The 18549-nt window shown below is 57.3% G+C and carries 18 protein-coding genes; 7 read left to right on the forward strand and 11 right to left on the reverse strand.

The window, feature by feature from the left end:
* Window positions 1–133: 133 nt before the first annotated feature.
* The 8 genes from CP97_RS14760 to CP97_RS14800 form a co-directional block, all read right to left on the reverse strand.
* Complete coding sequence (locus CP97_RS14760; RefSeq protein WP_149036563.1) at window positions 134–931, reverse strand: hypothetical protein; 798 nt, start codon at window positions 929–931, stop codon at window positions 134–136.
* Between the two features lie 187 nt (window positions 932–1118).
* Window positions 1119–2290 (reverse strand): IS3 family transposase gene (locus CP97_RS14765; protein WP_149036385.1). Its coding sequence is split into 2 segments (ribosomal slippage): window positions 1119–2038 and window positions 2038–2290, totalling 1173 coding nucleotides; the frame shifts between segments, so codons are not numbered across the junction.
* A gap of 50 nt (window positions 2291–2340) precedes the next feature.
* The gene (locus tag CP97_RS14775) at window positions 2341–3654 is read right to left on the reverse strand and encodes a sigma factor-like helix-turn-helix DNA-binding protein (RefSeq protein WP_063612567.1); all 1314 of its coding nucleotides are present in this window, start codon (window positions 3652–3654) and stop codon (window positions 2341–2343) included.
* Between the two features lies 1 nt (window position 3655).
* Window positions 3656–4030: a hypothetical protein gene (locus CP97_RS14780; RefSeq protein ID WP_063612568.1), complete on the reverse strand. Its 375-nt coding sequence runs from the start codon at window positions 4028–4030 to the stop codon at window positions 3656–3658.
* Window positions 4027–5979, reverse strand: coding sequence for an AAA family ATPase (locus CP97_RS14785; RefSeq protein ID WP_236780999.1), 1953 nt, complete (start codon window positions 5977–5979; stop codon window positions 4027–4029). The genes CP97_RS14780 and CP97_RS14785 overlap by 4 nt, the downstream gene beginning before the upstream one ends.
* A gap of 29 nt (window positions 5980–6008) precedes the next feature.
* On the reverse strand, window positions 6009–6218 hold the full coding sequence (locus tag CP97_RS14790; RefSeq protein WP_063612570.1) for a DNA modification system-associated small protein: 210 nt from the start codon (window positions 6216–6218) through the stop codon (window positions 6009–6011).
* Window positions 6211–8373: a DEAD/DEAH box helicase family protein gene (locus CP97_RS14795; RefSeq protein ID WP_149036564.1), complete on the reverse strand. Its 2163-nt coding sequence runs from the start codon at window positions 8371–8373 to the stop codon at window positions 6211–6213. Before CP97_RS14795 ends, CP97_RS14790 begins: the two co-directional genes overlap by 8 nt.
* On the reverse strand, window positions 8357–9343 hold the full coding sequence (locus tag CP97_RS14800) for a DNA-methyltransferase (RefSeq protein ID WP_227819754.1): 987 nt from the start codon (window positions 9341–9343) through the stop codon (window positions 8357–8359). The genes CP97_RS14795 and CP97_RS14800 overlap by 17 nt, the downstream gene beginning before the upstream one ends.
* Before the next feature lie 525 nt (window positions 9344–9868).
* On the opposite strand from CP97_RS14800, the gene CP97_RS14805 reads away from it, so the two are divergent.
* The 4 genes from CP97_RS14805 (at window position 9869) to CP97_RS14820 (ending at window position 13656) form a co-directional block, all read left to right on the forward strand.
* Complete coding sequence (locus tag CP97_RS14805) at window positions 9869–10267, forward strand: single-stranded DNA-binding protein (protein WP_063612571.1); 399 nt, start codon at window positions 9869–9871, stop codon at window positions 10265–10267.
* 310 nt (window positions 10268–10577) lie between these two features.
* On the forward strand, window positions 10578–10799 hold the full coding sequence (locus CP97_RS14810; protein ID WP_063612572.1) for a hypothetical protein: 222 nt from the start codon (window positions 10578–10580) through the stop codon (window positions 10797–10799).
* 491 nt (window positions 10800–11290) lie between these two features.
* A complete protein-coding gene (locus CP97_RS14815) occupies window positions 11291–12463 on the forward strand; it encodes a site-specific integrase (RefSeq protein WP_063612720.1) in 1173 nt (390 codons plus the stop codon).
* Window positions 12460–13656 (forward strand): tyrosine-type recombinase/integrase, encoded by a 1197-nt coding sequence (locus tag CP97_RS14820; RefSeq protein WP_063612573.1) that lies wholly within the window; start codon window positions 12460–12462, stop codon window positions 13654–13656. The genes CP97_RS14815 and CP97_RS14820 overlap by 4 nt, the downstream gene beginning before the upstream one ends.
* A gap of 317 nt (window positions 13657–13973) precedes the next feature.
* Here the strand turns inward: CP97_RS14820 and CP97_RS14825 are convergent, their stop codons facing one another.
* Together CP97_RS14825 and CP97_RS14830 are read right to left on the reverse strand one after the other, a co-directional pair.
* On the reverse strand, window positions 13974–15269 hold the full coding sequence (locus CP97_RS14825) for a PQQ-dependent sugar dehydrogenase (RefSeq protein WP_063612574.1): 1296 nt from the start codon (window positions 15267–15269) through the stop codon (window positions 13974–13976).
* Entirely contained in the window at window positions 15266–15703 is a 438-nt protein-coding gene (locus CP97_RS14830; RefSeq protein WP_063612575.1) for a DUF2231 domain-containing protein, read from the reverse strand. Before CP97_RS14830 ends, CP97_RS14825 begins: the two co-directional genes overlap by 4 nt.
* A 134-nt stretch (window positions 15704–15837) precedes the next feature.
* Between CP97_RS14830 and CP97_RS14835 the strand changes: the two genes are divergently transcribed.
* Genes CP97_RS14835 through CP97_RS14845 form a run of 3 tightly spaced genes read left to right on the forward strand, consistent with a single transcriptional unit; the run spans window position 15838 to window position 18265 of the window.
* Window positions 15838–16581, forward strand: a complete 744-nt coding sequence (locus CP97_RS14835; RefSeq protein ID WP_063612576.1) for a ZIP family metal transporter — start codon at window positions 15838–15840, stop codon at window positions 16579–16581.
* A 1-nt stretch (window position 16582) separates the two neighbouring features.
* Window positions 16583–17218: an exopolysaccharide biosynthesis protein gene (locus CP97_RS14840; RefSeq protein ID WP_063612577.1), complete on the forward strand. Its 636-nt coding sequence runs from the start codon at window positions 16583–16585 to the stop codon at window positions 17216–17218.
* Between the two features lie 6 nt (window positions 17219–17224).
* Entirely contained in the window at window positions 17225–18265 is a 1041-nt protein-coding gene (locus CP97_RS14845) for a sodium:calcium antiporter (protein WP_063612578.1), read from the forward strand.
* Between the two features lies 1 nt (window position 18266).
* Here CP97_RS14845 and CP97_RS14850 read toward each other — a convergent pair whose 3' ends face one another.
* Window positions 18267–18545, reverse strand: coding sequence for a hypothetical protein (locus CP97_RS14850; protein ID WP_063612579.1), 279 nt, complete (start codon window positions 18543–18545; stop codon window positions 18267–18269).
* Window positions 18546–18549: the final 4 nt, after the last annotated feature.

Below are 18549 nucleotides of genomic sequence, written 5' to 3' on the forward strand. Positions count from 1 at the left end.
GCAGAACAGGTCGTATCTCATCCTTATAAAGGACGCACATGTCCAATTTGTCGAGGTCTGCGATCGACAGCGAAAATTTTGACGCCTTTGACATTCGCGGGGCACCTTTCAAAGTTTCATCGACAAAGTGAGATCACTTCCACTCTGCAAGCGATAATAATCTCTGGTTGTCGATGCGGAACCTTTCATCTTGATAGAACAAGCATCGTAACGCTCGGTTAGGTACTACTTTCGGAGACATCCGTGCAGATTCTGTGATGCTAATAGGTTCTTCCCTCTCTCTTAGAACTGAGTAGACAGTGTTAAGAAATACCCTCTGCTCTTCATATTTGAGATCAATATCGCGATCATTGATTCCCCAAGTCTTAGCATCTAACTTAATAAGAGGATGGACGACATGGAATTGCATTCCTTCATTAATGCCACGTACGGCCACCAAACGCTGGCGCAATTCCGATGTTGTAATCGGGGATCCTGCATCCTTAACAATCGCGATGACGGCTTGCCGAATGTCCACACGTCCACTCGACACAGTGTCGTCCCCGTCAGACCAAACCATCCTACCAAATGACTGCAATTCTGCAGTTTGCTTCAGAGCGATATCCAACTGATACTTATCGAAACAGGACGGCAAATCTATTTCGCGTTCAGTTAGTGCTAGAAGCAGCTCTGAGGCGTGCCATTGTCGACCACGTTCGCCTTCGTAAACAATATCAATTGCCTCTGCTGCGAAGCTCTCCCAATCACCGCGTTCTACAGCCATATGTCGCAACGTACCGTAAGTTCCCGGCCCAAAAAGATATCCGACTTCCGCCGCTGCGTTATGAACTCGCCTTTCGTCTATCGCCTTCCCCAAGCGCTCTTCAGCGATCTGAGCGATTTCGGAATAGTGGAGAGGCTGCTCTGCATCATGCAAGACCGCTTCGACCACCTGGTCGGCTCCATTACCGTAAGAAATTAGCACCTCCTCGCCTTCCTCACCGGCAAAGTGGCACCTCCGTGAACAATGATCCCAAAGCAGCCCCCTAAATTCGGCTGAAGCTTCCGGCAGGAGAAGCCCGACTTGGTATTCGCATTCTGTCCTAGTGACGTGACCCCCAGCTTTCCCCCAGCTGGGATTAGAGCCGGGCGGTTGTTTTGCGCATCAGCGCGGTTGAAGCAATGGGCTGCGTAGCGGAGCCCGTAGGGCGTAGCGAAGCAGGCCATTGCTTATCCAGTTCAGCGGCGAACGCCGCCGGTGTTGCGTAACCGAGAGACGAGTGTGGTCGCTCCCGATTGTAGTCTTCGACCCAGGCCGCGATCTCGACACGGGCATGGGCCATACTCAAGAACAGCGTCTCGTTGAGCAGTTCGTCCCGCATCCGGCCATTGAAGCTCTCGACATAGCCATTCTGCATCGGCCTTCCGGGCGCGATGTAATGCCACTCCACGCCGACCTCGCCGCACCATGCCAGCACAGCGTTGCTGGTGAGCTCGGTGCCATTGTCGCTGACGATCATGCCTGGCTTGCCGCGCTGTTCGATCAGTGCGGTCAGCTCGCGAACGACACGGCGACCAGAGATCGAGGTGTCCGGCACCGCTGCCAGGCACTCCCGGGTCACGTCATCGACCACGTTGAGCACCCGGAACCGTCTTCCCGAAGCCATCTGGTCGTGAACAAAGTCCAGGCTCCAGCGCTGGTTCGGCAGCGCCAGAACCGGAGCAGGTGCCCTTGTGCCAACAGCACGCCTGCGGCTACGTCGTCGCCTGACCGCCAAGCCTTCCTCACGGTAGAGCCTCTGGGTCTTCTTGCGGTTGATCATGATCCCCTCCCGGCGCAGCAGGATATGCAGACGGCGATAGCCGAACCGGCGACGCTGGTTGGCCAGCTCGCGCAGCTTCTCACGCAGATCGACGTCATCGTCCCGGGTGGAACGGTAACGCACGCTCTTGCGATCAGCATCGATGACACGGCACGCCCGCCGCTCGCTCATCCCATGGCACGCCTGGAGATGAGCAACAGCTTCCCGCTGCGCGGCGGGCGTCAAAACTTTTTTGCCAGAAGATCCTTCAACGCCGCCTTGTCCAGCATCGCATCGGCCAGCAAACGCTTCAGCTTCGCGTTCTCGCTCTCCAGCTCCTTCAGCCGCCGGGCATCGGACACTTCCATCCCGCCATACTTCGACTTCCAGTTGTAGATCGTCGCTTCAGATACACCGTGCCGACGGGCAAGGTCAGCGGTCTTGGCTCCCGCCTCCGCTTCCTTCAGCACGCCAATGATCTGCTCTTCTGAAAACCTCGTTCTCTTCATCTCGTCCGTCCTTCTGTCAGGGCCGGACTCTAATCCAACTTGGAGGAAAATCAGGGGGTCACGTCAGCGCCAACCAACATCTGTCGGGCGGATTCAATAGCCGTCGCCCAATCGTGCTCTTTTAGAAAAGTTAGATACTCGACACCATCAATTTCCAGAACTGAAACTCCTGCGTCGCAAAGCTTTGTAATCAAATATCTCGCCACCGACCCGTACTCGGAAAGGCCAGTGAACCAGGGATCAAGTGCTGCGGCACCAATAAGAGGCAGCGGATATTTTCGTTCAGAAAGAAGATTCTTCAGTTTCGCACCTAGAAGATCATCCCATATCTCCTGTCTGATTATCTTATTAATTGTCTTACTTTCGATTTGGCGAATTCGCTCACGAGATACGCTGTAGTCAGCACCAATCTCTTCCAGAGTCTCTGGTGGGCGCTCCCATCCCATTCTTCGCTTCAGGATGTCTGCCTCGCGCGGCTTCAAGCCAAGGAAGCAATTTTCCACCGCTTCGACCAGACTCTGGCTGGCGATTCCACATTGGTCAGTGGGCGCGTCACCACTTTTTATAGCTGCGATAAGTGCGTCATGTGATGGGGTTGGACCCGCTTCAATCGCCAACATCAAGCTTCGACAAAGATCGCGACAGGATGTTCGTCCAAAATTCTGGAATTTGAAGAGATCATCCAAGGTGTGTCGGGCCAAGTCAGATACCGTATCGATACCGTTTCGCCGAAAAACGTTGTCGAGCCTCACTGTGAGTTCAAACTCTGAGAAACTGCGGGAACTCAACCATGGCGGGGCTGATCTTGCTATCTCGGTAGGGTCGCTTTTGCCGAGGCCCAGCAATTTTTCAGAACGATACTTTCCCAGCTCGGCACGCAGCTTAGCAGTCAATCGCCCTTCGTTCGCTACGTAAGTTTCTTCATTGAGTATCTCGCTCGCAAGCAGTTCAGCTTGGACACCGTCGTGCTCAAAAATGAACTCTCTTACCCACCCCGACGCTTCCGGATCTTCAGCAGAAACATCCACCACAGGGTCCTCGATCGTGTAGCCCCAGCCATCCAGCGCTAGATATATTGGTTCTCCCTCCACATCACCAATGGCTTCGGACGATGATTTGTAGCTAGAAGGTAGAGCTCCGCGCGCCCCTGGCGTTAGTAGAAGTCGGCCAGCCTGTTCTTGCGCGATCGTTTCGAAAGACCTCGCATCTCGGCGATCAAAGCCGACGTGCAATACTCCGCAGTGAGAGTTCGGCATTGCCCGGTCCCAAGCGTCGACAATTTCATTGAGGCCGTGGAACACACCGATGGTCCACTCGCCATCATTATCACGTATTATCAGGAAAGCCCTGAGTGAAGTTAACATTTCAGCTCTGCTTAGCTTTGATCTGCTCCAGCAAACCTACGAAATCAATTTCGCCGGTTGTGGCTTGCGAATAAAGCTCGTTCACGCCCCAATCAGCGAGACGTTCAATCAACCGGTAGACAGTAGTCTCAGACAGGTGCTCGGGCATTAAGCATTCGACAGAGCGTCTAAGCATCTGGTCTGGGTCGAGTGATCCGACATTGTATAAATTCACTCGCTTCGTGAGTTCAGTTGGTGCTGCGCCTTGTGCGAGAGCGAGACTAATCCCAAAACGGTACCCATCGATTTTATCTGCGAATACGCCCATCTCCTTAAGCTCGGCTAGCTTGTCATCTGTGGATTCAGATAGTCCGACGTTGATTATATCGGTGGTCACAAACTTACCCTTTCAACGTTCGATTGATTCTCGGATACTTCGTTAATCCGATAGCTTGCACCGATCTTCGCCTTAATCGAAGCAAGGTCTGTCTCAGGACGTATCTCTCCGCCGTGGACTAAGAGAACGAATTGGCTCGTGACGGTCGGTAGATAACGGAGAATGTTATCGCGGTGATGTGGGTCAAGCCTTCCAAACGGTGTATCCATAACGACCGGTCCAATTGAACGGCCGGTTCGATTGAGGCCATCAATCAACGACAGCGCTACTACTTGCTCTGCACCGGCACTCCGAATGGAGACAGGATGACCTGCGCTATCAATGATGCTGAGGCCATAGTTCTCGTTGATCTCCAATCCACGATACGATTTCTGCGTGGTCATTTCCTTGAAGGACTTGCTAGCAAGATCTTGAACTCGTTCCCGCAACTTATCACGCAGTCGCTCGACACTTGCGGCAAAGCATGCCTCCACTTCCCCTGCTACCCGTGCCTTGACCGTACTCCTTTGGGATCTAGCTCCTGCCAAGCCTTCGATAGACTTGCGAGCCACTGCCAAGTCCTCGTTCGTTTTAGCGATCGTCTTCTCGCCAAGCTTTATCGCTTCAGTCAGTCGACCTTCTTCTTTCAGCTTTTCCTGATGTAGTACTCGTTTCCGGGCTAACTCAGCTGTATCGTGGCCTGCAATCTTCTCGTGCGCTCGCTCGATATCATTTTCAGCACGCTGCAATTTAACTTCAGCGGCTCGAATATCTCGATCGATGTCCGCGATCCTGTCTCGCGCATTGATACCTCGGATTTCGTCGAGCAATGCCAGTTCCGAGGAACTGTCGGAATGATCAGATCCTTCGGCACACAGTTCACTATGCTGACCTTCCAATTGCCCCAACTGAGTGCCGAGTTTCGCTCGATCTTTTTCAGGGAATGGCTGAAAACAGGTGGGACACTCTTTTTGATCGAGAGCGCGCTTTATATCATCGATCTTATCTTCAAGTCGGATTCGCTGTTTGAGCAAATCGCTAGCTTTCTTTTGGTGATCACGAAGAACCTTGCGCCTTGCATCCAACTTCGCGTCCAGCATATCTCGCCAAGCGGACGAAAGTATCGCGTGCCTCTCTTGTCTTTTTTGCTTTAGAGTATCGCTAGCTTCTTCTGCTGATTTTCGCCCGGCATCGAGATTTGCTTTGTGCGCTAGCAACGACGCAGCTTGCTCGAGATCATCCTCTAGACTTGCGCGCTCGTCGCGAGTCTTCGCCATTTTCTCGACCAGTCCACTTAGGTCTTTCTCCTGACTTTCGAGAAGCGTGGTCAAGCTGCTCATGTTCGCTGCTGAGCGTTCCAAGCCCTTCACATGCTGCATCTCTTGGGTTTGCTTCTTTGTCGCTGCCTTTAAAATTGCACCTAGTTCTGCCCGTCCGTTGGTAAGCGCGGGCACTCCCAGAACTTGCTCGATTGCTTCTTTTATCTGCCGACCTTGCTCGCTACCCTCAATCAATAGCTCTTCATATTCACCGAGCAACTCACCATCAAAAAGGAAGAAGCGGGCAACCTGTTCTGGGGCAAACTTGTTGATTTCGGCCTCGACCTGATCGCCCGCAATCACAACCCCGTCACGCGTGAGGTGCGTCGCCACTATGAAATCTTCTGGACGATTGGGTGTCGCGACATGCGACCGCCTCGTCGCTGTCCGCCTGAGTTCGTATTCTCGACCGCTGGCCTCAAACCTCAGGAATACATCTACATCCCAGTCATCCATTCTTGCGCCATCTCGGTTAACGAGTTTGTGCAAAGGAATTGGGCGCGAATGTCGTCCCATTGCTTTTCCGTAGAACCCCCACCGCAATGCATTCATCAATGAGGTCTTGCCGCGCATATTGTCGCCGAACACCAGCATAACATTTTGATGATCATCGGTCGGAAAATCGATCGTGACGGGATCACGATAAGGCATGAAGTTCCTTGCTTTCAGAGTATGCAGCTTCATTTGCTATCAGTGCCCAGTACGAGTTTATCTACTGCTTCATCGATAAGCCTCTCCATAGCGACCGAAGGTTGCGAGCGCTCTGGGTTGAACTGATGTTGCCTCTGTATTTCATAGCATGCCCGAAGAAGCTCCGGATCAAGCTCCGGTGCGATTTCTTGCCGCACGTCCAGTAGCGTTTGAAGCGCCAGATCGTCGCTCTCAGTCATCTATTTCATCACCCTCTTCTGGATCGAAATCGTCAGGATCGATGCCCATCTCGATCGCTATCTCTCTAAGATTCGCCGCTGCCATTTGGTTGATCGCATTCTTCGCGAATTCAACCGAGCGGACAAGCTCTGCCCTGAGCAAACCCATCTGGTCCTCTTCCTCGTCAGGGTTCACTGGTGTGACAATTGCGTCATGGATAACCGCAATATCCTTTCCAGGAGATTTTCGGAGCACGCGTCCGCGTCTCTGAATAAATTGACGAGGGTTCTGAGAGGAGGCAAGAATTAAGGCGTGCGATACGGCAGGTATGTCTACGCCTTCATCAAGGCACCGTATGGAAACCAGTATGCCGCCGAATCTTCTAAACCAATCCATCGTGGCTTCACGATCGCCCTCCATGGAAGAGTGGTATTCGATTGGATCGAGGCCACTTTCTCTCAGTGCATTCAACACTTCTGCAAGCTGGTCTCCATCTTCGCAGTAGACGAGCCAGCTCTGACCCGGTTCAAACTCCTCGACCATCACACGAGTTGCCAATGAAACTTTAGCGGCCGCTTTCTTGGCGATTCGAGCGCGTTTAATCAGCATCATGCGCGCGCGTTCGCTTAATGCCTTTCGACCCTCATTGTCGCTCTTAGACCTAGCGATTTCCTTGCTAATTGCTCGGGATTGGATGAGCCAATCCTCTGCCTCGGTAGCCGAGAGATGCACCGGGTGAGGGTGATATTCGTAGCAAACAAGTCGACCGGCATCGACTGCGTCCATGAGGGTTATCTTCGGAAGCACTATCGGACCAAAGTATGAGAAGATCCTTTCGGTGCCTTCTGAATCGCCGTAGCGCTTTGGAGTCGCGCTAAGCCCAAGCCGAGCGCCTGCTTCGGTCGCAAGGAATTTCGAGTTTTCTCTGCTACCAATCTGGTGCACTTCGTCCGCCACCACTAAGAGATGATCACCAGCGGTCACATTGGCGCGAAACTCCTCGGACGCAGCCGTTGGCATCGTCGAGATGATTATTCTCGGTCCAAGGGAAACGTCGGCGTCCGTCATCGCCGGAAGTCTACCCGAACCTCGCCATTTGTTGTTCCCGGCACCAGCCAACAACAGCGCTGCCTCTGGGATTTCGTCCGCTACTTCGTCCGCCCACTGCGAGAGGAGAAGTCGACTAGGCACTAAGATGAGCGCCGGTTTACCCTCGAGTATGTGCTGTCTGATTGCAGTTATTGCGGTGAATGTCTTACCGCTGCCTGTCGCGTGCTCAAAGATCCCGCGCCTCCCGGCCTTAATCCAGCGTTCGATCGCATTCGCCTGGTGAGGCATAGGAACTCTGCGAGGCATTTTTTCGATCGTCTCTTCTGATGGCAAAGAGGCCAAATCTGGCGAAGCGAATTTCTCGAAGTATTCTTTGGCTGTTTCTGGCAGGGAGCAAACTTCAATGTCTTCGTCCTTGGCGCTCCAAAGTCGATCAAAATGAGCATCATGCTTGTCAATGCGGTCAGCCTCAAGGCCGCCTCGCCAGCTACAGAACACCTCGATAGATTCGAAATTGCCGTCGTTGCTCCAACCGCTCCAAGTTTCATTTGCGGATCCCTTAAAGCTCACTCGGTTACCCTGCGCATCGGAAAAGATTCCGATCTTTTCGTGGTAGATCCCTCGCCGATCTCGCCGCATGGCGATCTTCAGATCGAGCGATCCAACCGCTATCAGTGTGGCAAGCGTTTTTGCTCCTAGCGCGGTTTGTGGATTAGCAAGCAAAGTATCAAACTGCTTGATGAGGATCGATGCTAACTCCGAACCCCGCTTCGCGTATCCTTCAGTAATCCTTTCGACATCTCCAGCGTCGAGCGCCGGGGAGCATATCAGTTCGATCCTTCCGCCTTTTCGGACGAACGAGACAATGGCTGGACCGACGACCAGAAATACACTTGATCTGAAGTATCCGGCAGCTCTGCGATACAGTTTGGCTTCCCTGAGGCAGCACGCATAAAACTTCTCTACAGGATCGTCTTTGAGCGAACGGTATTCGGTTTCGAGATCCAGGGATGCCAAGTTCCCCGAATATCCATTCGAGTTCGATGACAGCGAGGTTGCCATCACCATCCTTGCTTCCGTCGCATCCTGAAACTCGAAGGGCAATCGTTCATCCGCCTTGCCCAATCAGGTCCATGAACCGCCCTTTAGAGCCTTCCACATAGTTTGCATCAGCTTCTACTGCAATCCAGCGGCGTCCCAAGCTCTCGGCCACACTGCCGGTCGTGTTTGACCCCCCAAAAGGATCAAACACAAGGTCATTCTCATCGGTCAAAAATTCGATAAAAAATGCAGATAAGGCTGGTTGCATTCTGGCCGGGTGGCTCGGAAGGTCGTTACCTTTGCAGTACCTCCGATAACCTGCGTCCCAACCTGTTCCGGTGTACTTTAGCAAAGCCTCGGGATAGTGTTCGCCAGTAAGATCAAGTACATTTGGCCCTATTGAGCCGCCATGATCTTTAAGAAAACCTGTTTTGGAGATCACGTGGCCAGATGGTCTCGTTCCTGCATTATAGGACTGTCGCTTCAGCAGCTTCTTCATGTCCTTGCTGTAGGGATTTAGGACCCGTCGGTTGTCCGCCTTGGGGAACTCAGCTTTCGACAGCCACCAAACATGCGTGAATGAATCTTTGAGTCGAGCTCGCTTCAAGTTTACCCATGCGGCTGGGCTGGGAAGTCTCGCGGGATTGTGGCAGATGACATGCTGACAGAGATTTAGATTTGCGGCTCGCTTGAACGCCATCAAAGCTTCGAGCGGGAGTGTGGACATGATGGGCGCACCTTGCTCCCAAGCGTTGCCAATTTCGATGACTATGGAACCATCATCGGTGAGCATATCGGTGAGGGGTTGAGCCAGTGATTCTATCCAGCGCAGATAAGCTTCACCTGTCTCGTTTCCGTAACGCTTCTTACGCACAAGGGGGAAGGGTGGCGAAGTGACAATTAGGTTCACGTTGCCCCGCTGCTTGCGCAGATATGAGGAATCGAAGGCATCCTCGATCTTGCTGTGGAGCATGATGCCCATCTCTGTCGTGTAGGCATTCTGCGTGGCAGGCTTCTTGCGAGCGGTCACTGAATCTTTTTTTCCCGCCTTCACGGCCACATGCCCCAATCGCTCTTTCGCGGCGGATAGTCGCGTTCTTTTCTTGCAAACGCACCGCCATTTACTGCAAAATTCACATCGCATGTTCCGCGATGCTCTACGTTTTCGGATCGACCTCATCTTTCCGCCCTATCGGTACACCAATAATCTAAAATTTGCTTTCCGCAACCGACGCTTGCCTTCGAAAATTTTGCCACGAGCACTTCGTCGTCTGTGCCTTCAGACCCGCCACCGATACCCTTCCGGCTTTCTTCGCGAACAGTCCTGAACCAGGTCAGCTGAGGACGGCAACCCGTTCCTTTCCGGCCGTGTTGGCACGCCCTTTGGCGCGATTGCGGACGCAAAACCGGTTCCCACTTTTGCTGCAATCGCTGGGGCGCGCTTGCCCGCACCACCCGTCATGAACAGGTTCCCCTTGGAGCTTCGCTCCTGCGGTGCAGTCCTCCCATGCCCTGCTTCTTCTGGATGTTCGCAAGCCGGAGATGGTCTCCGGTTTGAGGAACTGAAGGAACTTACACCATGACCAATATCGCAATCCTCACTGGCCGCATCGCCCGCGATCCGGAAACTCGCGAGACCAAGGGCGGCACCAGCGTCACCGGGTTCACCGTCGTCACCGATCGCCCTGCGCGCGACAAGGACGGCAAGACCTACAAGGACGAGAACGGCTACACCGCCAAGGAAAGCGAGTTCCACCGGGTGACCTGCTTCAACGGCCTCGCCAAGACCGTCGGCCAGTACTGCTCCAAGGGCCAGCTGGTCAGCGTCCAGGGCCGCATCCACTACACCCAGTGGGAGGACAAGGACGGGGTCACGCGCTACGGCACCGAGATCCTTGCCGACAAGGTGGATTTCCTCTCCCGCGGCAGTGGTTCGAGCGACGACAACGACAACACCGGCGCTCCCGAGATCAACTGACACCTTCCATCACCGATCCCCATCGGAGGGGCGCAGTCCAGCCCGGACTGCGCCCCTTCTTGCGTTCTACAAATTCTCTGGCGGGGGAGGGGGCCTGGCTCACGGTTGTCCCAGTGTGATGGGCGTGCAACCGGCGCGTCAAGGACGGCAGGGTCCCACCATTTTGCCTCCCCTTCGCTGCGCTGCGGTCCGACAAAATCGTTACCCCTACCGCCGCTGAGCGGTCGCCCGTGCGGGCGATCCCTGACCCGCCGACCGCACGCCCATCCGTCCTGCTCCTGCCGTCAACGGCAGACATCAGGAGGATATTATGGCTACGCAGTTTCAACGCGCTTCGAACTCGGAACGCTACTTTGCCGCGCTGGCTGTTGCAGAGCGTCGGGCGCTGCACAGCTTCTTCGATCAGCACATCGTTGAGGATAAGCACTTGGGATATTTCGCGCTGGACGAGGGCGACTACAACGCACTTCCGGCGCACCTTGCGGCGCGCGTGGTGCACACCATCCACGGGGCGATGTCAGACGAGTTCTGACCGCAATTGCAGGGCAGGGACCGGCAACGGTTCCTGTCCTTTTTCTTTGTTCGCTGGATTGAAGCTTGTGCGGTGAAATGGCGCTTTGCGAATGCACCACCTGCTCGTCAAGCAATGCCAAATAGGCCAGCGCAGTTTGCCTTAACAAGATGGCTATCTGTTACCAAACTGTTCCCCAGCGAGAACAAACCTGCACCCATTCCTCTTCCCCTCAAGCCCGGTTTGGGCTAGGAAATCCGCCTGAATACAGTGCCTTTGCCGACATTGAACGGTCGGGGCAGTGGTGGATCAGACCATGTCCAATTGGGGAACAACTTCGTGCACACCGGACGCAGTAGCACTGCTGTGTTTTGGGAAAAAGTGCAATAAAATCAGTGCGCGAAACGCTCAAAGTGCTCGGCAGAGAGGGCGCTGTTGAATGCCGCGCGGTCCCCGCAAATGACAGTATTTCCAAGGGTTCCGGGGGCAGTTTGCATGAGGGCGAATGCCATATGGTCCCCAAACGTCGAAGGTCTGCCCGTAGAGCGCTTCTCGATGGCAATTTTGCCCGCCGAAAACTGCCGCTGCGCGACCGCGAATACTGCATATGGGACACCGAGCTGGCGGGCTTTGGATTGCGCGTAAGGCCGAGCGGCAACTACTTCTGGTTCGTGCGCTTGCGCCATCGCGGCAAGCATCGGCGCATCACCCTTGGCCGAACCGACGAGCTGGAGGCGGGGCTGGCAAGGACGCAAGCTCGCCGCATTCTTGCCGAAGCCGCGCTCGATGGTTTGCCTAAACGCGCCGTGGTCAAGGCCACCCCGACGATGACCGATTTCGTTGAGGCCTATTGGGATGATCTATCCCGCGTCTGGAAGCCCTCGACCACAAAGCGAAACTGGGATGCATGGCGGCTCGATATCAAACCTACGTTTGGGGACACGCGCGTAGCCGACATCCTCCCACCGGACATCCACCGCTGGCGCGATGGATGCGCGGGAGAGAGCGAGGTGAAGTTCAACCGCGCCGTGCCAGTGCTGTCCGCGCTGTTCAAATATGCCGAAGCTCTCAAGATGCGTCGGCCAGGTTCGAACCCCTGCCGAGGGATGCCGCGCTACAAGCGGCAAAGCGTCGAGCGCTATTTGACGCCAGCCGAGTATCGCCGGATCGGAGCGGCGTTGCGTGAGGCCGAGGCAGATCGACAGGCAGAGGTCGCAATCGCTCGCCTGCTACTGTTCACCGGCGCGCGCGTTGGCGAGATCAAGAATCTGCGCTGGGAGTGGGTGAAGCCGCCCCGATTGGTGCTGCCGGACAGCAAGACCGGCCCCAAGGTGATCTGGCTCAACTCGCAGGCGCAAGAAGTCCTCGCCGGGATCAAGCGGCGCGAAGGCAGCGAGCTGGTGTTTCCGAACCGGACCGGAAGACGCCCGTTGAACTTCGACCAGTGGTGGTTCGTCTTCCGGCGGCGCTGCGCTCTGCCCGACGTTCGCATCCATGATCTGCGCCACAGCTTCGCTTCGACCGCGATCATGGACAATGTGCCGCTATCGACCATCGGCAAGCTGCTGGGCCACAAGCTGGTCGAGACGACCGCCAAGTATGCCCATTTGTCCGACGACGTGATCGGAGAAGCCGCTGAGCGAGTTTCCGACTCGTTGGCGCAAGCGATTGGTCTCAGGCCATGACTGCCGCCAGTCTCAAGCGGATCGTGGAGGAGGCGCTTGCTGAGGTCGGCGCAACCGTCAACTTCAAGCTCGTCCCGAAAGGAAAGGCGCGGACCACAACCTGGCTTGGTGTGGAGCACGGTTTCGGCATCCGCCACTATCCGAGCGGTCGCAACGTCTACATCGTCCAGACCCGCATGGCAGGGCGTATGCGCACGGTGACAATCGGGCCTGCATCGGTCCTTACTCGTTGTCAGGCGCAGATGGTCGCGCGCCGCGTCATCGCTTACGCGCAGGTCGGTCGCGATCCAGCGACCGAACGCCAGCGCATCCGGTCCGCGCCGAGCTTCGCCGATTTCGTGACCGAGTATTGGGATCGCTGGGCGCCGCGTTGGAAGGCATCGACCCTGGATACGCACACCGGCTACCGCCGTCGCTATCTCGATGACGCCTTTGCTGGCGTCTACATCGACGAGCTGAACGAAGGCCATGTGACAAGCTGGTTTGCGAACCTCAACAATCGGACCGGGCCGGGAGCATCGAACCGGACCTTCGAAATCCTCAAACACATGCTGAACAAGGCTGAGGAATGGGGCTACCGCCTCGAAAACACCAATCCGTGCCGCTCAGTTCGGCCCAACCGCAAGCGCCAGTGCGAGCGGTTCCTCACGAACGAGGAACTTGCCCGTCTGGGAACCGAACTGGCGAAGCTTCGATCATCGGACGACCGCACGAAGCAGTGCGCCGGTGCAGCCATCACGCTTCTCCTGCTAACCGGCTGTCGGAAAAGCGAAATCCTTACCCTGGAATGGAGTGACATCAAGGGCAACCGGCTGCACTTGCGCGACAGCAAGACCGGGCCGAGAACTGTTTGGCTCGGCTCGGCAGCCCGTGAAGTTATCGCCAAGCTCCCGCGCTTCGAGAGGATTCCATATCCGTTCTGGAACTACAGCTACCGCAAGCCGCTGCGGTGCGTGAATGGTTTCTGGCGCAGGCTTAGAGACGAAGCAGGGCTACCCGGCGTTCGCATCCACGACCTGCGCCATACCTTTGCCAGCCATGCAGCGATGAACAAGGAAACCTTGCCGATGATCGGACGGTTGCTCGGTCATGCTAATGTGCAGACGACCGCGCGCTATGCTCATTTCGATGACGGTCATTTGCTTGAAGCGGTGCAGCAAATCGGCGATTTGTTCGAGTGCATGCTAAATTGAGCAAGCGGAACAGACCTGAAAAGATCCCGGCTTTAGCCGAGTGCCTTCCTTGTAGATGTCGTGCTTCTTCGTCGACCGGCCAGCAGCATCCCGAGAGGTGCCTGGCGATTGGATCGGGAATGCAACGCAATGACGGGCATAAGGGGGAAAGTCTGCTTCGCGCCCCATTTCCAGACATTCCCAACATTCTCAGATCATTGTAAAGCGGACCCTGGCACCGGGAAGAGACAGGTCAGCTGATCGCTCGTCATCTGGTTCGTAGGGATGGCCCCCAACACGCAACTTGGCGTCATCGGATAGACACCAGCGGAACGGCTCTACATTTCTTGCGCAGGGGCGACGCGCCAGACAGTGTTGGTCAAATCGTCGGCGATATAAACGGCACCTCTTGCCGGATCATAAGCCACTCCTACAGGCCGACCCCTTGCCTCGCCGTCCTCAATGAAGCCGGTGACAAAATCGATCGGATCTCCGGCGGGGCGTCCGTCGCGATAGGGCACGAAGACCACGCGATAACCGGCAAGGTCGGAACGGTTCCAGCTGCCGTGCTGGCCAATCAGCGCGCCTTCGGTAAAATCACCGCCCATTCGACCATCGGCCACGAAGCTCAGGCCCAGCGGGGCGACGTGCGAGCCGAGCGCGTAGTCGGGAACCACGGCGCGGCGAACAAGGTCCGGTCGTTCTGGCCGTATGCGAGGATCGACTGTCTGCCCCCAATAGCTGTAAGGCCAGCCATAAAAGGCCCCGTCCTGCACCGAGGTCAGGTAATCGGGCACCAGTTCCGGCCCCAATTCGTCACGTTCGTTGACGACGGCCCATAATTGCTGCGTCCACGGATTGAAGGCCAGGTCAGTCGGATTGCGAATCCCGGATGCGTAAATCCGGCTCGCACCTGTTGCCGGATCGATTTCCCAGATCACCGCGCGGTCTTCCTCTACGTCCATCCCGCGCTCGCCAACATTGCTGTTGGATCCGATACCAACATACAGAAAAGAGCCGTCCGGACTGGCAGTCATCGCCTTGGTCCAGTGGTGATTGATGCGGGCGGGCAAGGCGGTGACTTCTTCTCCGGAACCTTCAATCGAGGTTGCACCTTCGGTATATCCGAAGCGCACCAGATTGCCCTGATTGGCGACGTAAAGATCGCTGCCAATCAGCGCGAGCCCGTAAGGCGCATCGAGTCCGTCGATGAACACCGTCTGGAGATCGGTCTCGCCGTCACCGTCTTCGTCGCGCAACAGGGTTATCCTGTCGCCGCCCTCGACGCTCGTCGTGCCGCGCGACTTGATTATCCCTGCAATGACGTCCTTCGGGCGCAGGCTGGGGGCATTGCCGCCGGAGCCCTCGGCAACCAGCAGATCGCCGTTGGGAAGGACCAACATCTGACGCGGGATTTGCAGATCCTCTGCAATGGCGGACACGGTAAAGCCTTCGGGAACCGTGGGCAGGTCGTCGCCCCAACTCTCGGGCGTCGCGATATTCATCGCCGGCAGCAGCGCATCGGACTGTTCGGGCAGAACCGGGTCGCTGCCGGTCTGGTCCAGGTTGTCGCTCGCCGGGCTACAGGCTGACAGGGCGATCACAAGCGAAGAGACTGCGAAAGCATATTTCATGCGACCTTCTCCCTGACGAAGAAACGCGTATGCGCCAGAATCCCGATCAGCAGCGCCACCACAGTGCAAAGAACGGAGAGCGCGACGCCCAACGACCCGACCGAATGCCAGCCATCGCGCGCGTGCTGCAGCGCATTGACGGTGCCGGCCACGAACATGAGGGCAACCAGCACGATGTAAAACAAGTGCTTTCCCGTACGTGCGCGCAGGCGACCCAGGAAAAGGCTTCCCAGTGCCCAAAGCAGCAGAAGGCCTGCAAACAGGCTCGCCCCGGCTATCAACCAGGACGAAAAGTTGGACCATTGAATCTCGGCAGTGTTGAGATAGGTGAGGTCGGAAAGCAGGCCCGCCGGAAACAACGCGACCGGGAATGCGAGCAGGAGCGCATGCACCGGCGACAAGAACGGTTTTCCCGCCAGATTGCCCTTGCTCATCGCTGATCTCCCGGTCGCTTGTTCCGCGTCACAGCTTCTCAACGTGCGACACCGGCCAGGTTTCCGGATTTGCGGAAGTTTCCGGATTTGTCGGGCAAAAATGGCACTCTTGCGCCGACGAGCCGTTGGTGGGCATGGGTCAGATCAGCCTTCTCGCCATCCTCGCACTTGCACTGCTGCCGTCGCTGGGCAACCTGATCGGCATTGCCCTTGCCGAATGGCGCAAACCGCCCGACTGGCTCGTCGGCGGCGCGATGCATGCGGCGGCAGGCATCGCTACCGCAGTGGCCGCAGTCGAGTTGATCCCGCGATCGCAAGAGCGCGTGGAGACGTGGATCCTGGCGCTGGCGCTCATCGGCGGAGCCATTTGCTCGGCAGGCATCGCCAAGGCCACCCGCCTGCTGCGCGCGCGCCTGAAAAGCTCGGCCAGCCGGGCCACCACCTGGGGAGCCTATGCCGCTGTCGGAGTGGATCTGTTCACGGACGGACTGATTACGGGCGGAGGCGGCGCGGTCGCGACCAGCCTGGGTGTCCTGCTCGCCGTATCGCAGGTGGTGGGAAATTTGCCGGGCGGTTTCGCCATTGCCGCCAATTTCCGCTCGGCGGATATTCCACGAGTGCATCGATGGAGCGCACTCGCACTCTATCCCTTCCTGCCCGTGCTTGGCGCTCTTGCAGGCTATGCCGTGCTGGCCGATGCGGGCGAAGTGCTGACCGGCTCCGTGCTCGCGCTGTTTGCCGGATTGCTGCTGACAGCGACAATCGAGGACATTGTCCCGGAAGCCGACCAGCCGCAGGCGCCCCGGCGCGTGTCGAGCACGGCTTTTGCCCTGGGATTCGCAGCCCTCCTGCTGACATCCGCCTATCTGGGAGAATGACATGAACGAGGTTTCTTCAAACGAAGGCGAGAGCGAAAACGTCCATTCGGTCTGCGACATTCTCGGCACCCTGCGGCGGCTGGCCGACAAGCAGGACCGGATCTCGATCGGCAACGTCCTCGATGCCGTGGGCGACCGATCCTACGGCCCTGCCCTGATGCTGCCCGCCCTGATCGAGATCACGCCCATCGGCGGCATTCCCGGCGTGCCTACCCTGCTTGCCACGATCATCGCGATCACCGCCGCACAGCTGCTGTTCGGCAAGGAGCACCTCTGGCTGCCGCAAATCCTGCAGCGGCGCTCGGTCTCGGGCAGGAAGCTTCACACGGCGGCGGACAAGCTCGATGGCCTGGCCCGGTGGCTGGACAAGTGGTTTCATGGCCGGATGGCGCGCTTCGTGCACGGTCCCTGGCCGCGTATCAGCGCCGCGCTGGTGCTGCTGCTCTGCCTGACGGTGCCGCCGCTCGAACTCCTGCCCTTTGCCAGCACCGCTCCGATGGTGGCCATCATTGCTTTCGGACTGGCGCTGCTGGTCCGGGACGGGCTGCTGATGGTGATCGCCACCGCTGCCGCGGCGGCATCGATGGGACTTGGCCTCGGGCTGGTGGATTCGAGCAACCTGCTGGGCGGGAGCTAGCTTTTCATGTCCCTGGCCGATGCACCGCTCCCCTTGTCAGTGGCGCTGTTCGCCGCAGGCGCACTGATGGTCTGGTTCGCCGGTGCGCGGCTGGCTGGCTATGCCGATACCATTTCGCAGCGCACCGGCATCGGGCAGGCCATGATTGGGGTCCTCCTGCTAGGCGCGGTCACATCCCTGCCGGAGATTACCACCACCAGCGTGGCCGTGGCATCAGGTAACCCGCCAATGGCGGTCAACAATCTGATCGGCGGCGTTGCATTTCAGGTCGTGGTGATAGCCCTAGCCGATCTGTTCGTGGGTAAGGACGCGCTCACCAGCATGGTGCCGGGACCGCGTGTGATGCTCAATGCTGCCGTCAGCATCGTGCTGCTCGTCCTCGTCGCGCTTGGCGTAATGGTCGGGGACCGCGAAGTGGCCGGCGCCGGTTTCGGCTTCTTCCCGCTGCTGATCGTGGGCACCTATCTGCTGTGCATCTGGCAGCTGGGGCGCAATGCAGCCGCACGCGGGTGGACGCCCGGTTCGCAGTCGCAAGACGATCTGCCAGAGGTCGACAAGCCGGATATATCCACGCGCAAGCTGGCGCTGTTCACCCTCCTTGCGGCAGGCGTCATCTGCCTAGGGGGAACCATCGTCACGCTCGCCGCGGAAGGCATTGCGGAGCAGACCGGCACCGACACCGCGATCATGGGCCTGACGCTGCTGGCCTTTGCCACTTCGCTGCCGGAACTCAGCACGGCAATCGCGGCAGTGCGCCTGCGCCGCGCCGAACTTGCCATCGGGGATATCCTGGGCGGTAACATGTTCGATGTGACGCTGATCCTGCTGATCGACGTGATGGCAGCAGGTCCGCTCGTCCTGCATCAGGTTGAACGAAGCGCGATGGGCTCCGCACTGCTCGGCATTCTCCTGACCGTGCTGGTCCTGATCGGCCTGCTTGAGAGGCGGGACAAAGCGCGATTTCGCATGGGCTATGATTCCATTGCGGTGCTGATTGTCTATTGCTCAGGAATGGGTGCGATTCTGGGTGGAGCCTTTGCTGACTAGACTAGCCGACGATTGCTGGCAGCATGTCGAAGGCGACACCGCAGGCAGCGATGGCGATGCCCAGCCCCGGAATAGTGAGAACCGATCTGACCTTGCCCTTCCGCCAGAGGAAGGCCAGGCCGGCCAGGGCGAGGAGCGTAAGTGCGGCAGCGATCCAGCGCGCCTCGGTCTGGTCAGGAAAGATGCTGCTCGCCGCCCAGACCAGCATGAAATGGGCCGCCCAGACGGTGAGCGCGAGCGTGGGTGTCAGCCAGTCGACATCGTTGCGATAGTCTCCCACGGTC

The sequence above is a fragment of the Aurantiacibacter atlanticus genome, from assembly GCF_001077815.2.
Lineage (GTDB): Bacteria > Pseudomonadota > Alphaproteobacteria > Sphingomonadales > Sphingomonadaceae > Alteraurantiacibacter > Alteraurantiacibacter atlanticus.